Source organism: Saccharothrix xinjiangensis (genome assembly GCF_039527585.1).
Classification (GTDB): Bacteria; Actinomycetota; Actinomycetes; order Mycobacteriales; family Pseudonocardiaceae; genus Actinosynnema; species Actinosynnema xinjiangensis.
The window spans coordinates 347,887-360,660 of record NZ_BAAAKE010000001.1 but is presented as its reverse complement, the minus strand read 5'-3'; the positions used below and the strand labels follow the sequence as shown (position 1 = coordinate 360,660).

The following is a 12,774-nucleotide window of genomic DNA, read 5'->3' as shown; positions in this document are numbered from 1 at the left end:
CCGCGTGGCTGATCACCAGCCGTTCCCGCCCGGCGCGCGGCGCGTGGCGCGCCCCGCCGCCGTCTCGCCGTGCCCGTCGTGCGGCGACCTGGCGGGTCGCGGCTACCCCGGGTGCCGGTTCTGCGCGGAGCTGGTGGACCAGTACTGGCTGCTCGACTGGCAGGAGCTGCTGGCCGCCGAACAGCTCACCGAGGGCGGCGCGGGCGAGCGCGAACTCGCCGAGCTCGTCCTCGCCGACGAGGTCGGCAGGCACCCGTGGACGTGCACCGACTGGGCGATGACGCTGGTCGCGTGCTCCCAGTGCGGCGACGAGCTGGGCGCCGGCCCCACCGACTGCTGGCGCTGCGCCGTGGCCGACGGCCTGCGCTGGTCGTGGGACCACACCGGCTACCCGGCCGCGATGACCGCCGGCGAGCACGTGCTGCGGGTGGCCAGGGCCGCCCTGCGCGCACCGCACCGGCGGCGCGGCGCGGTCGTCCGCGCCTGGCGGCTGCTCATGCCGTTCCTGCTGGCCGGGGACCTGCCCACGGTCGGGCAGCTGCGGCGCGTCCGGGCCGCGGTCATCGCCGGCGACTACGCTGAGCTGGCGGCCTGCGCCAGCCACGTCGAACTGGCCTCGTTCCCCGAACTGCCGTGGCGGCGGCCCGAGCGACCGGCGCGACCCGAGCACCGGCCGGAACCGGAGCGGGACGACGCGGACCGGGCGCCCCGGGCCTCGGAGCACCCCGTCCCCGACCAACCGGCCGCGGACCCGGTCTAGGCGCCGCCCCGGCCCCGCCGCCGGCCGCCGTCACCAGCCGTCAGCCGTCGTCAGTCGTCACCAGTCGTCAGTCGTCGTCATCGTCGGCGAACGGGTCGTCCGAGGTGGCGGGGTCCCAGGACAGGCCGGGCACGCCCCACCCGTTGGACTTGAGCATCCTCTTCGACGCCCGCTTGTGCCGCCCCACCAGCCGGTCGAGGTAGATGAGGCCGTCGAGGTGGTCGGTCTCGTGCTGGAGGCAGCGCGCGAAGTACCCGGTGCCCTCCACCACGATCGGCTTGCCGTCGGTGTCGACACCGGTGACCTTCGCCCACGACGCCCGACCTGTCGGGTACGACTCGCCCGGCGCGGACAGGCAGCCCTCGAAGTCGTCGTCCGGGTCCGGCATGCCCAGCGGGATCTCGGAGGTCTCCAGCGCCGGGTTCACCACCACGCCCCGGAACTGGTTGCCGTCGTCGTCCGGGCAGTCGTAGACGAACAACCGCAGGTCGACCCCGACCTGGTTGGCCGCGAGGCCGACGCCGTTCGCCGCGGCCATGGTCTCGTACAGGTCCTCGACCAGGGTGCGCAGCGCGTCGTCGAACACCTCGACCGGGCGGGTCGGGTTGTGGAGCACGGGATCTCCGGCGATCCGGATCGGGAGAACTGCCATGGCGGGAAGCCTATCGGCGCGTTGTCCGGACGCGCCGACCGATGAGCCGACCCCGATCACGATCACGTGATGTAATGGCCTCGACGCACGGGACACGGCTGAGGAGCCAGAGTGGACGCCGCAGAGGCACTGGCGCCGGCGGAGGAGCCGGACGACGGTTTGAACGACCGGGAGCGCGAGATCCTGGCCTTCGAACGCCAGTGGTGGAAGTACGCGGGCGCCAAGGAACAGGCGATCAAAGAGCTGTTCGACATGTCGGCCACGAGGTACTACCAACTGCTCAACGCGTTGATCGAGAAGGAAGAGGCGTTGGCCGCGGACCCGATGTTGATCAAGAGACTGCGCAGGTCACGATCCGGCAGGCAACGCGCCCGCGCGGCGAAGCGGCTGGGTGTCGAGCGCCGATGACGAACCCGGAACAGCCCGCGAGCACCGCCCAACCCGCCCGCGCCGCGGGGTACGCGCTGCTCGGCCTGGCGGCGATCGCCCTGGTCATCGGCGTGATCAGCCTCTTCGGGGGCTCGGACGACGAGCCGCCCGCCGCCCAACCGCCCCCGCCGTCGGCCACCGCGCCCGACTCGCAGGCCCCGTCGCCGAACCCCGAGTCACCGACCACCGGGTCGTCGACCAGCGGGTCGCCGGCCACGTCCGCCCCGGCGCCGACCACCGAGCCGTCCGCGCCCGCCCCGACGACCGCGCCACCCACCACCGGCGCCCCGGCGGGCCAGGCCACCGACCCCCCGCCGCCCCCGGTGGTGGCCAGGCCCCCGGTGCGCGTCTACAACAACGGCACGATCAGCGGCCTGGCCGCCCGCGTGTCGAACGACGTGCGCGGCGCCGGCTGGGAGGTCGCGGAGACCGCCAACTACTCCCAGGGCCTCATCCCGACCACCACGGTCTACTACCGCCCCGGCACCGACGAGGAAACCTCGGCCCGCCTCCTGGCCGACGTCCTCCAGGCCCGCCTGGAACCCCGCTTCGACGGCATCGAGGACGCCCACCCGGGCATCATCGTCATCGCCACCAACGACTACCAGGGCTCCTCCGGCAAAACCTCCTGACCCTCGCGAGTCGTACCCCCAGACCCACCGTGTCGTACGTCCGGACCTCGCGAGTCGTACGTCCGCGCCCGGCGAGTCGTACGTCCGGGACCCCTGAGTTCACCGTTCGGGCCCGCCGGGGCGGTGTCGTCGCGGGCTGAGCCGGTCGGTTCGGCCAGGTCCGGCCCGGGTCGGTTCAGCCCGGTCCGGCCCGGCCCGGTCCGGCCCGGGGCAGCCCGGTCGGCTCGTCCCGGTCGGTTCAGCCGGCCAGGACGACCCACCCGCCGGGCTCCAGGCGTGCCCGAGCCGCCGGCGTGCCCGGCGCGTCGAGCCGAGCCCGACCGGCCAGCACACCACCAGCCCCGGCTCCAGCCCCGGTTCCCGCTCCCGGCACTCGCACCTCGACCGGACCTCCGGCGGTGGACAGCGCGACCACCACGCGTTCCCCCTCCTCCGCCGAGGCGTACGACAGGAACTCGTTCGACACGTCCAGCACCTCCGTCCGCGCCCGGTGCAGCCACGGGTGCCTGCGCCGCAGCCCCAGCAGCTCCTGGTGCAGGTGGAACACCGGCAGCCCCAGCGGCGACAGGTCGGCGGGCGAGGCCGGGAACGGCGGCCTGACCTCGTCGTCACCACCCGCCCGGTCCTCCTTGACGCCGCGGAAACCGTGCTCGTCACCCGCGTAGACCGCCGGGGTGCCGCCGGTGGTGGCGAGCACGACGAGCGCGTGCGCCAGGTGGGCGGGGTCGGTCAGGCGGCTGGCGATGCGCGTGACGTCGTGGTTGCCCAGGAACGTGTAGGGCACGAAGTGCTCCAGGAACCCGTCGTGCCTGCGCAGCGCGTGCGCCAGCTCGTGGAAGTTGCGGTCGTTGAGCGAACTCCACACCGCCTTCCACAGCTCGTACTGCGTCACCGAGTCGAGCCGACCACCGTCGACGAACGCGGTGTAGTCGCCGTGGATGACCTCACCCATCAGGTAAGCGTCGGGGTGACGGGCCCGCACACGCTCGGCGACCTGCGCCCAGAACTCCACCGGCACGGCGTAGGCGGCGTCGAGGCGCCACCCCGCCGCGCCCCGGTCGAGCCAGTGGTTCATCACGTCGACGACGTGGTCGACCACGGCCGGGCAGGAGTGGTCGAGCGCCACGAGGTGGCGGTGACCCTCGAAGTCGTCGTGGTCGGGCTCGACCCCGGGCTCCCACGGCGCGTCCGGCCAGCGCAGGCGGAACCACGGCGCGGTGGCCGCCGAAGGACCCCGCTCCAGCACCGCCCGGAACGCCGGGTGCCCGCGACCGACGTGGTTGAAGACGCCGTCGAGCAGGACCCGGACACCGCGGGCCGAAGCGGCGGCGACGAGCGCGTCGAAATCGCCGTCGTCACCCAGCCGCGGGTCGACGCGGTAGTGGTCGGTGGTGTCGTAGCCGTGGGTCTCCGACGCGAAGACCGGACCCAGCGCCAACCCGGACGCGCCCAGCTCCACGAGGTGGTCGAGCCACCCGACCAGGTGATCCAGGCGATGGGTGACCGGCGTGTCGGCGGTGAGCCGGGGCTCGGCCCCGGTGAACCCGAGCGGGTAGACGTGCCACCACACGACGTGCCGAACCCAACCCGGCCCCGAAGCGAACACCCGCTCCCGCCTCTCCCGCCTCTCCCGCCGCTCCCCGTCACCACTCACCCGTCCACCCTCCTCCCACGCCCCCCGATACTCCGCCCACCCCGGCGTGTCCTCCACTCGGACACCGCGTGTCCTCCACTCCGGCACCGCGTGTCGTCCACTCCGGTATTGCGTGTCCTCCGGTCCGGTATCGCGTGTCCTCCGGTCCGGTATCGCGTGTCGTCCGGTCGGGCAGCGCGTGTCGTCCACTCCCGCCGGCGGTCGGTTCAGCCCTTGCGGGACTCGGCGTAGGCCGCGAGGGTCGCGAGCTGAGCCGGGTCCAGCGACGGCCGGACCGCGGTCCGGGCGGCGGCCAGGTGGGCGCCCGTCACCTCCGTCGCGGACAGCGACTCCCGCATCGCGGTCAACGCGGCCTCCCTGATCAGCGCCGCGCAGTCCGCCGCCGAGTACCCGTCCAGCTCCTCCGCCAACACCGCCAGGTCCACGTCCCCGGCCAGCGGCGTGTTCCGCGCCGACGCCCGCAGGATCTCGGCCCGCGCCTCGGCGTCCGGCGGCGGCACGTACACGAGCCGCTCCAACCGGCCCGGCCGCAGCAACGCCGGGTCGACCAGCTCCGGCCGGTTCGTCGCACCCAGCACGATCACGTCCCGCAGCGGCTCGACCCCGTCCAGCTCGGTCAGCAGCGCCGCGACCACCCGGTCCGACACCCCCGAGTCCGACGACTGCCCGCGCCGGGGCGCCAGCGCGTCGACCTCGTCCAGGAACACCAGCGCCGGCGCGGCCTCGGCCGCCCGCCGGAACAGCTCCCGCACCGCCCGCTCCGACTCGCCGACGAACTTGTCCATCAGCTCGGCGCCCTTGACCGACAGCACGTTCAACTGGCCGGTGCCCGCCAGCGCGCGCACCAGGAACGTCTTCCCGCACCCCGGCGGCCCGTACATCAGCAACCCGCGCGGCGGCGCGACCCCCAGGCGCGCGAAGGAATCCGGGTACTGCAACGGCCACAGCGCGGCCTCGGTCAACGCCTGCTTGACCTCGACCATGTCACCGACGTCCGCCAGCGTCAGCCCGCCCGTCCTCAGCGTGTCCGAAGTGGACATCGAGATCGGCCGGACGGTCTCCAACCCGCCCAGCAGGTCCTCCTGCGCCACCCGGGGCTCCTCGGCGTCCCGCTGGCGCAGGACCGCCCGCACCGCCGCCTCCCGCCGCAACGCCACCAGGTCCGCCGCCACGAAACCCGGCGTCCGGTCGGCCACCGCGCCGAAGTCCACATCGGACTCGACCGGCACGTCCCTCAGCAGCACCCGCAGCAGCTCCGTCCGCGCCGCCCGGTCGGGCAGCGGCAGCACCAGCTCGCGGTCCACCAGCTCCGGCGCGCGCAACCGCGGGTCCACCGCCTCCGGGTGCGCGCTCGTGACCACCAGGGCGACCCCCTCGGGCCGCCCGCGCAGAGCGTCGAGCACCACCGTCGCCACCGGCGGCGGCGTGGTGGCGGGCAACAGCGCCTCGACGTCGGTCAGCAGCAGCACCGCGGGCGCCTGCGCCGAGGCCGCCGATCCCAGGGCGTCCGCCAGCCGCTGCACGGTCGCGTTGGCCTCCAGGACCGCGATGCTCGGCGCGGCGAGCTCCACGACCACCGCCCCGGCCGCGTGCGCGACGGCCCGCACGAGCGTCGTCTTGCCGACCCCCTCGGGGCCGTTGACCAGCGTCGCCAGCCGAGGGGTCGCGCCGAGCCTGGCCAGCAGCTCCGGGTGGCTGAACGTCAGGTCGAGCCACTCGGCGAGCCGCTTGGCGGCGTCCTGCTGCCCCACCAGGTCCGCGACCGGCACGGGCGGCCCGGCGGTCACCACGTCCCCACCCGCCTCCGCCGCCGCACCGGTCACCGCCGCGCCGAAGCCCGCCGACCCCGCGCTCGAACCCCCACCCGGACCGCCGTTCGCAGAACCCGAACCCGCCGCCCCGGCGCCTGCCCACCCCGCACCCGAGCCAACCCCGCCATACCCGACCCCGCCGCGTCCGACCCCTGCCCCGGCCGAACCCGAACCACCCCCGGCCGCGCCGACCCCACCCGCTCCCGACCCACCGACCCCGACCGCACCGGCCCCACCTCGCGCCGAGCCCGGCGCGTCACCCGTGCCGGCCCCGTCGCGCCACGCCACGACCGTCGACGGCTGCACCGCCACCGGCACCCCGGCGGGTTCGGTGGCGGTGATGGTCAGCAGCTCGTTCGTCCACGTCATCCCGATCGCGTTCGCCAGCTTGCGCCTGGTCGCGCTCAGGTCCGTTCCCGGCGGCGGGGCCAGGTCCTGCGGCAGCAGGGACACCGCGTCGCCCACCGTCAGCACCTTGCCGGTCAGCGCCATGCGCAGGGTCTCCGGCGCGAGCGACGTGCTCGCCAACCGCGACCCGGCGACCACCACCCGCCGGGCGGCGGAGACCTCCACCGGGGCCACCACGACCTCCGCGCCTTCCACGACCCCGATGTTCGACAGGGTCACGTCGTCCAGCAGCACCACCCCGGGCGGGCCGTCGCCGGCGGCGGCCAGGGCCGCGCTCACCCGCGCGCCCGTCAGGCGCACCGCGTCCCACGCGCGCAGGCCCAGCGCGTCCAACACCTCCGGGTGCAGCCGCACCACGCCGCGGCGGGTGTCCAGGGCAGAGGGGGACAGGCGGGCCGTCAGGGTGATCACGGCGTCGAGCGTAGTGCGAGGGCCGAGGTCACACGGGGTGGGCCGAGGGCGGGGCCGGGGCGTGTAGAGCTCGCCGGGCCGGAGCTGGGGGCCGGGGCGTGCGGTGCCGGGCCGGGAGCGCGCGGGGCTCCGTCGGGGTGGGGCCAGGCCAGGCCGGTGCCAGGCCTGGAGTGGGCGGGTCGGGCTGGGGCCAGGTCTGGGGTGGGTCAGGCCTGGGTCGACCGGGTCGATCGGGGTGGAGGTGGTCGTGATGGAGGTGGTCGGGTCGGCGGGGCGGGGCTGGTCGGCGGTTCCTTCATATCCAACCGAGAACGGTAACGGCGTTTCCGTACATCTTGCCGACGACGATCACTCGATCGTGTTGAACGACGTCAGCGCAAGATCAACGGCAACCCGTCACAGGCGGTCGTGCCTGCGCAAACCCATCTGCCGCCACCCGCGACGCTTGCCCGAGCCCGAGCCCGAGCCCGAGCCCGAGCCCGAGCCCGGTCGCCCCTGACCATTCGTCTCCGACCCCTGCGTGGAGTCGATCCGCCGGGGCCGCCGGACCGCGCGCAGCGCCGCGCCGGCCACCCGCCCCCGCAGCGGCTGCCGCAGCCCCAACCGCCGGGCCGCCACGCCGTGCGCCCGCTTGATCGCCCGCCGGTCGGCCGCGGGCACCTCCCAGGCTTCCGGGTGCTTCGCCAGCCACCGGTACCGGCGCACCGAGTACGGCAGGTGCGCCAAATACAGCAGCATCGCCGCGATGAGCGCCACCAGCGGGAACGTGATGACCGCCGCCGCCAGCAGCCCCACGAGCACCAGCAGCGGCGCCACGAACCTCGGCGGCACCTTGATCGTCTTCACCGACAGCGTCGGGATCCGGCTCACCAGCAGCATCGCCACGGCGACCGTCCACACGCCGACGACCACCGGGTCCGACCACCAGCCCGGTCGGCGCACCTGCTCGTCCACGATCAGCGGCAGCAGGAGCAGCAGGCCGCCCGCCGGTGCGGGCACGCCGACGAAGAACTCCTTGGTGAACGGCGGCCGCTCGACCTCCAGCAGGGTGTTGAACCGCGCGAGCCGCAGCACCATGCACACCGCGAAGATCAGCGAGATGACCCAGCCCTCGCGGGCGCCGTCGAACTTCCACACGTAGACCACGAGCGCGGGCGCGACGCCGAACGAGATCGCGTCGGCCAGCGAGTCCAGCTCCGCGCCCATCTTGCTGGTCGCGTCGAGCATCCGGGCCAACCGCCCGTCCAGCCCGTCGAACACCGCCGCCGCCGCGATGGCGGCGATGGCCGCGCCCCACATGCCGACGATCGCGAAGTGCACCGAGGACAGCCCCGAGCACATCGCGAGCACCGTGATGGCGTTCGGCAGCAGCCTGATGCCGGGCCCGCTGGGCGCCATCCGGTCAGCCCTCCGAGGGGAGTTCGGCGAGCACGGTCTCGCCGCCGATCGTCCGCTGCCCGGCCTCGACCAGCACCCGGCTGCCCGCCGGCACGTACAGGTCGACGCGCGAGCCGAACCGGATCAGCCCGTAGGTCTGCCCGGCGGTCACCTTGTCGCCCTCGGCGACGTGGCACACGATCCGCCGCGCCACCAGGCCGGCGATCTGCACGACCACGACGTCGTGCCCGTCGGCCGTGGTCAGCCAGACGGCGTTGCGCTCGTTGTCCTCGCTGGCCTTGTCCAGGTCGGCGGACAGGAACTTGCCCGCCCGGTACGACACGCGGCGCACCAGGCCGGCGACCGGCGTGCGCTGCACGTGCACGTCGAACACGGACAGGAACACGCTGATCCGGGTCATCGGCGCGTCGCCGAGCCCGAGCTCGGCGGGCGGCAGGGCCTCGACGACGTGGGACACGGTGCCGTCGGCGGGCGCCACGGCGAGGCCGGCGCGGGTGGGGGTGGTGCGCGCGGGCTCGCGGAAGAACCACGCCACCCACGCGGTCAGGACCGCGCCGACCACGCCGAGGCGCTTGGAGTACCGGCGCAGCAGCAGCGTCACGACGGCCGCGCCGGCCACGAACGGGCGGCCCGCGGGGTTCATCGGGGGGACGATCCCCTTGGCGAGGTCGAGGAAGTGGGAGACGGCACCACGGTTCTGGTCGGTCATGGCTCTTCCGTGTCGGGGCGGTTCCGGCCCGTCACACGCTACGCGGCCGAGCGCTCGCGCGTGCGGCCGCCGGTGGGGCACACCGTGCGCCCCTCGACGAAACGCACGGACCGGTCGTCCGGAAATCGTCACCAGTGTGATACTAGTCACACTCGATGATCGGCACGCAAGAGTGACACCCGATTACTCCCCGTACAACATGTGCACGGTGACCTCGTCGCCCTCGGCCAGGTCCGACACGTCCTCGGGCACCTCGATCAGGCAGTCGCTGATGGCCAGCGCCGACAGCAGGTGCGAACCGGGGCCGCCCACCGGCGTCACCACGCGCCCCGACACCGGGTCGTAGGCGCCGCGCCGGAACTGCGTGCGCCCGACGGGCGAGCTGACCGGCGCGCTCAGCCGCGCCACCGCCGCCGGCCGCGCCACGCGCGTGAAACCCATCGCCGCCCGCAGCGCCGGCCGGACGAACACCTCGAACGACACCTGCGCGCTCACCGGGTTGCCCGGCAGCGTCGCCACCGCCACACCCCGGTAGCGGCCCGAGCCCTGCGGCCCGCCCGGCTGCATCGCGACCTTCGTGAACTCCACGCCCCGACCGGAGAACGCGTCCTTCACCACCTCGTACGCGCCCGCGCTCACCCCGCCGGAAGTGAGCAGCAAGTCGAACGATTCGATTCGCGATTCGACCGCCGCGTGGAATTGTTCGACGTCGTCCGGCACGAAACGCAGCAATTCCGCCTCACCGCCCGCTTCTCGCACCGCGGCGGCCAGCATCACGCCGTTCGACTCGTAGATCTGCCCCGGTTCCAGCGGCGCGCCGGGCCCGACCAGCTCCGAACCGGTCGACAGCACCAGCACCCGCGGCCGCCGCCGCACCGGCAGCGCGCCGAACCCCAGCGCCGCCGCCAGCCCCAGCTGCGCGGGCCCCAGCGGCGCGCCCGCGCCCAGCACCACCGCGCCGGGCGCCACGTCGTCCGCCGCGCGCCGCACGTTCTGGCCCGCGACCACCGCCCGGTCCACCCGCACCGCGGACGTGCCCGCGTCGGTCCACTCCACCTGCACCACCGCGTCCGCGCCCGCGGGCACCGGCGCGCCCGTCATGATCCGGTGCGCGGTGCCCGGCTCCAGCGGCGGAACATCCGTGCGACCTGCGGGGATGTCCTGCGCCACGGGCAGCGTCACCGGCGTCGCCGCCACGTCCGCCGCCCGCACCGCGTACCCGTCCATCGCGGAGTTGTCGAACGGCGGCAGCGCGATCGGCGCCACCAGGTCCCGGGCCAGGGCCAGGCCCAGGCAGTCCGCGACGGGCAGCTCCACCACGGGCAGCACACCCACGAGCCCGGCCACGCGGGCCCGGTGATCGGCGACTCTGGTCAGCTCAGACACGTCCACCATCCTGCCCCGCCCGTGGCAGACTGCTCCGAGCGGTTGATCGAGGCAGGGGAGAACGTTGCAGGTCCGCACGCGCCACACCCCGAGCGCGGGGGTGGCCCGACTAGTGCTCGCACCGGGCGAACCGGTGCTCGTCGAGCGTTCCTCGGTGCTCGCCACCAGCTACGGCACGGCGGTCGACGTCCGCGCCAAGGCGCCCGGCGTCAGCGCCGCCCTGTGCACGGCCGGCGCCGAGGGCGGCTGGGTGGACGTCGTCCCGCCCCTGCCCGGCGACCTGCACGTGCTGGAACTGGACGGCAAGGCCGGCTGGTGCGTGTCCAGGACCGCCTGGCTCGCCGCCGCCGCCACCGCCCGCCTCGACCCCGCCGCCCCGCCCGTCCGCGCCCTCCACGGCGGCGACAGCGGCGCGTTCACCTACGCCTACGGCACCGGCCCCGTGGTGCTGTCCTGCTACGGCACGCTCGACGTGGTCACCCTGGAGGCGGGCGAGCTGGTCACCGTCGACTCCGGGCACGTCGTCGCCTTCGCCGACACCCTCCAGTGCCGGTTGCGCGCCGTTTCCCCCGATGCGCCCCAATCCCTGCGGAATGGCGAGGGGCTGGTCCTCGACTTCGCCGGACCGGGACTGGTGCTCACCCGAACCCACAGCCCGCGCTCATTGGCCACTTGGTTGCGGGACAACGGATTCAGTACGCGCGCATGACTCCATAAGGAGGTATCGGCGGACCCCCTCGTGCCTCTAGCGTGGCGGTTTGCTCAGGGTATTTCTCAAAGGAGGACGTCTTGGCTGTCGGCACGGTCAAGTGGTTCAACTCGGAGAAGGGGTACGGCTTCATCGCCGCCGACGGCGGGCCAGATGTGTTCGTGCACTACTCGGCGATCCAGATGGAGGGTTTCCGCACGCTGGCCGAGGGCGACCGCGTGGAGTTCGAGATCCAGGCGGGCCGCGACGGCCGCAGCCAGGCGTCGGACGTCCGGAAGGCCTCGTGACCCCCGCCCGGCCCGCCCCGCGGCGGGCCGGGCGATTCACCACGAGGACGACCACGGGGTCGACCACGGCGTTCACCACACGACCCACCGGGGGGTCCGCCGCGCCCGCCGGGAGGTTTGCCGGGAACCCCGCGCACGTCGCGGCACGCGGACGTTAGGCTGCCCCGCGTGGCGGAGGACCTGACTGGGCGACGGCTGGGGCACTACCGCATCGACGGGGTGCTCGGCCGAGGCGGCATGAGCGTGACCTACAAGGCCACCGACGTGCGGCTCGGGCGCAAGGTCGCGCTCAAGGTCATCGGCGAGCACCTCACCGCCGACGCGGAGTTCCGCGAGCGGTTCGTCGACGAGGCGCGCAACACCTCGGCGATCGACCACGCCAACATCGTCCCGCTCTACGACTTCGACGAGGTCGACGGGCTGCTCTACATCGCGATGCGCCTGGTCGACGGCCAGGACCTCGCCGCGCTGATCAAGGACGGCCCGCTGACGCCCGCGCGGACCCTCACCCTGCTCGGCCAGGTCGCCGAAGCCCTCGACATGCTGCACGGCAAGGGCCTGGTCCACCTCGACGTCAAGCCCGCCAACGTGCTGGTCACCACCAAGGAAGCCTCGCGCGAGCACGTCTACCTCGCCGACTTCGGCCTGACCCGGCGCGGCGCCACCGGCCACCGCACCCGCACCGGCGACTTCCTCGGCTCGCCCACCTACGCCGCGCCCGAGCACCTGCGCGGCGAACCGCTGGACGGCCGCACCGACCAGTACGCGCTCGCCTGCATGCTGTTCGCCTGCCTGTCCGGGCGGCCGCCGTACCAGGGCGGCGTGCAGGAGGTCATCCAAGGGCACCTCGCCTCGGAGACCCCGTCGCTGAGCGCCCAGGTGTCGCTGCCGCCCGCCATCGACGACGTGCTGCGCCGGGGCACCGCCAAGGACCCGGCCCAGCGGTTCGCCTCCTGCGCCGAGCTGGTCAACGCGGCCCGCGCGGCGCTGTCCGCCGCGCCCCAGACCGCACCGCCCGCCCGGCGGCCCGAACCCGGCCACGGTCCCGGCTCCGGCCACGGCCCCGGCCCGCAGACCGGCGGCGTCGCCGCCCAGCCCTACCGGCCCCCCTACCAGCAGCAACAGCAGCAACCCGGCTTCCTCCAGGAACCCGTGCGGCTGCGCCCGCCCGCGCAGGTCGGCAGCAGCGCGTTCACCAACACCGACAAGGGCAGGCCCGCCTGGTTGGCGCCCGTCCTCGTCGGCGCGGTCGCGATCGCCGCGATCGTCGTCCTCATCGTGATCCTCACCCCCAAGGACGAGCCGCCGAGCGCGCCCACCCAGAGCACCAACCAGTCGATCGACGTCGGCGAGACCACCTCCGGGCGAACCCTGCCCACCAGCGTCCCCGTCCGCACGTCCCGCTGACCTGCTCTTCTTGCACTCTCCTCCGTCGAGTGCTAAACACGGTGTTGGCACTCGGGCCCACCGAGTGCCAACACGCAGGCTGGGACGGTGAGGCCGGCTCCTCCAGCAGGAGCAGGTCGTC

12 protein-coding genes are annotated in these 12,774 nt (G+C 74.2%); 6 read left to right on the top strand and 6 right to left on the bottom strand.

Annotation, left to right across the window (positions count from 1 at the left end):
* The first annotated feature begins 4 nt into the window (after positions 1–4).
* Complete coding sequence (locus tag ABD223_RS01695) at positions 5–760, top strand: hypothetical protein (protein WP_344034002.1); 756 nt, start codon at positions 5–7, stop codon at positions 758–760.
* 67 nt (positions 761–827) lie between these two features.
* Here ABD223_RS01695 and ABD223_RS01690 read toward each other — a convergent pair whose 3' ends face one another.
* Positions 828–1,412, bottom strand: coding sequence for a peptide deformylase (locus ABD223_RS01690; RefSeq protein WP_344034001.1), 585 nt, complete (start codon positions 1,410–1,412; stop codon positions 828–830).
* A gap of 111 nt (positions 1,413–1,523) precedes the next feature.
* On the opposite strand from ABD223_RS01690, the gene ABD223_RS01685 reads away from it, so the two are divergent.
* Entirely contained in the window at positions 1,524–1,820 is a 297-nt protein-coding gene (locus ABD223_RS01685) for a DUF3263 domain-containing protein (RefSeq protein WP_344033999.1), read from the top strand.
* Positions 1,817–2,473: a LytR C-terminal domain-containing protein gene (locus ABD223_RS01680; RefSeq protein WP_344033998.1), complete on the top strand. Its 657-nt coding sequence runs from the start codon at positions 1,817–1,819 to the stop codon at positions 2,471–2,473. The genes ABD223_RS01685 and ABD223_RS01680 overlap by 4 nt, the downstream gene beginning before the upstream one ends.
* Positions 2,474–2,711: 238 nt before the next feature.
* Here ABD223_RS01680 and ABD223_RS01675 read toward each other — a convergent pair whose 3' ends face one another.
* The 5 genes from ABD223_RS01675 to moeA form a co-directional block, all read right to left on the bottom strand.
* Positions 2,712–4,127: an alpha-amylase family protein gene (locus tag ABD223_RS01675; RefSeq protein WP_344033997.1), complete on the bottom strand. Its 1,416-nt coding sequence runs from the start codon at positions 4,125–4,127 to the stop codon at positions 2,712–2,714.
* Positions 4,128–4,333: 206 nt separating this feature from the next.
* Positions 4,334–6,757 (bottom strand): AAA family ATPase, encoded by a 2,424-nt coding sequence (locus ABD223_RS01670; protein WP_344033996.1) that lies wholly within the window; start codon positions 6,755–6,757, stop codon positions 4,334–4,336.
* A gap of 396 nt (positions 6,758–7,153) precedes the next feature.
* Complete coding sequence (gene pssA / locus ABD223_RS01665) at positions 7,154–8,155, bottom strand: CDP-diacylglycerol--serine O-phosphatidyltransferase (RefSeq protein ID WP_344033995.1); 1,002 nt, start codon at positions 8,153–8,155, stop codon at positions 7,154–7,156.
* Between the two features lie 4 nt (positions 8,156–8,159).
* Entirely contained in the window at positions 8,160–8,864 is a 705-nt protein-coding gene (locus ABD223_RS01660; protein WP_344033994.1) for a phosphatidylserine decarboxylase, read from the bottom strand.
* 183 nt (positions 8,865–9,047) lie between these two features.
* Positions 9,048–10,259: a molybdopterin molybdotransferase MoeA gene (moeA, locus tag ABD223_RS01655; RefSeq protein WP_344033993.1), complete on the bottom strand. Its 1,212-nt coding sequence runs from the start codon at positions 10,257–10,259 to the stop codon at positions 9,048–9,050.
* A 55-nt stretch (positions 10,260–10,314) separates the two neighbouring features.
* On the opposite strand from moeA, the gene ABD223_RS01650 reads away from it, so the two are divergent.
* From ABD223_RS01650 to ABD223_RS01640, 3 genes are all read left to right on the top strand, one after another.
* Positions 10,315–10,959, top strand: a complete 645-nt coding sequence (locus ABD223_RS01650; protein ID WP_344033992.1) for an AIM24 family protein — start codon at positions 10,315–10,317, stop codon at positions 10,957–10,959.
* A gap of 80 nt (positions 10,960–11,039) precedes the next feature.
* On the top strand, positions 11,040–11,246 hold the full coding sequence (locus ABD223_RS01645; RefSeq protein ID WP_033432301.1) for a cold-shock protein: 207 nt from the start codon (positions 11,040–11,042) through the stop codon (positions 11,244–11,246).
* Positions 11,247–11,414: 168 nt separating this feature from the next.
* Positions 11,415–12,653, top strand: a complete 1,239-nt coding sequence (locus ABD223_RS01640) for a serine/threonine-protein kinase (protein ID WP_344033991.1) — start codon at positions 11,415–11,417, stop codon at positions 12,651–12,653.
* Positions 12,654–12,774 lie beyond the last annotated feature (121 nt).

What these genes read in the sequence shown, in the direction of transcription:
- ABD223_RS01690 (WP_344034001.1), bottom strand. Translation starts at nt 1,412, where the DNA reads ATGGCAGTTCTCCCGATCCGGATCGCCGGAGATCCCGTGCTCCACAAC.
- ABD223_RS01680 (WP_344033998.1), top strand. Translation starts at nt 1,817, where the DNA reads ATGACGAACCCGGAACAGCCCGCGAGCACCGCCCAACCCGCCCGCGCC.
- pssA (WP_344033995.1), bottom strand. Translation starts at nt 8,155, where the DNA reads ATGGCGCCCAGCGGGCCCGGCATCAGGCTGCTGCCGAACGCCATCACG.
- ABD223_RS01660 (WP_344033994.1), bottom strand. Translation starts at nt 8,864, where the DNA reads ATGACCGACCAGAACCGTGGTGCCGTCTCCCACTTCCTCGACCTCGCC.
- moeA (WP_344033993.1), bottom strand. Translation starts at nt 10,259, where the DNA reads ATGGTGGACGTGTCTGAGCTGACCAGAGTCGCCGATCACCGGGCCCGC.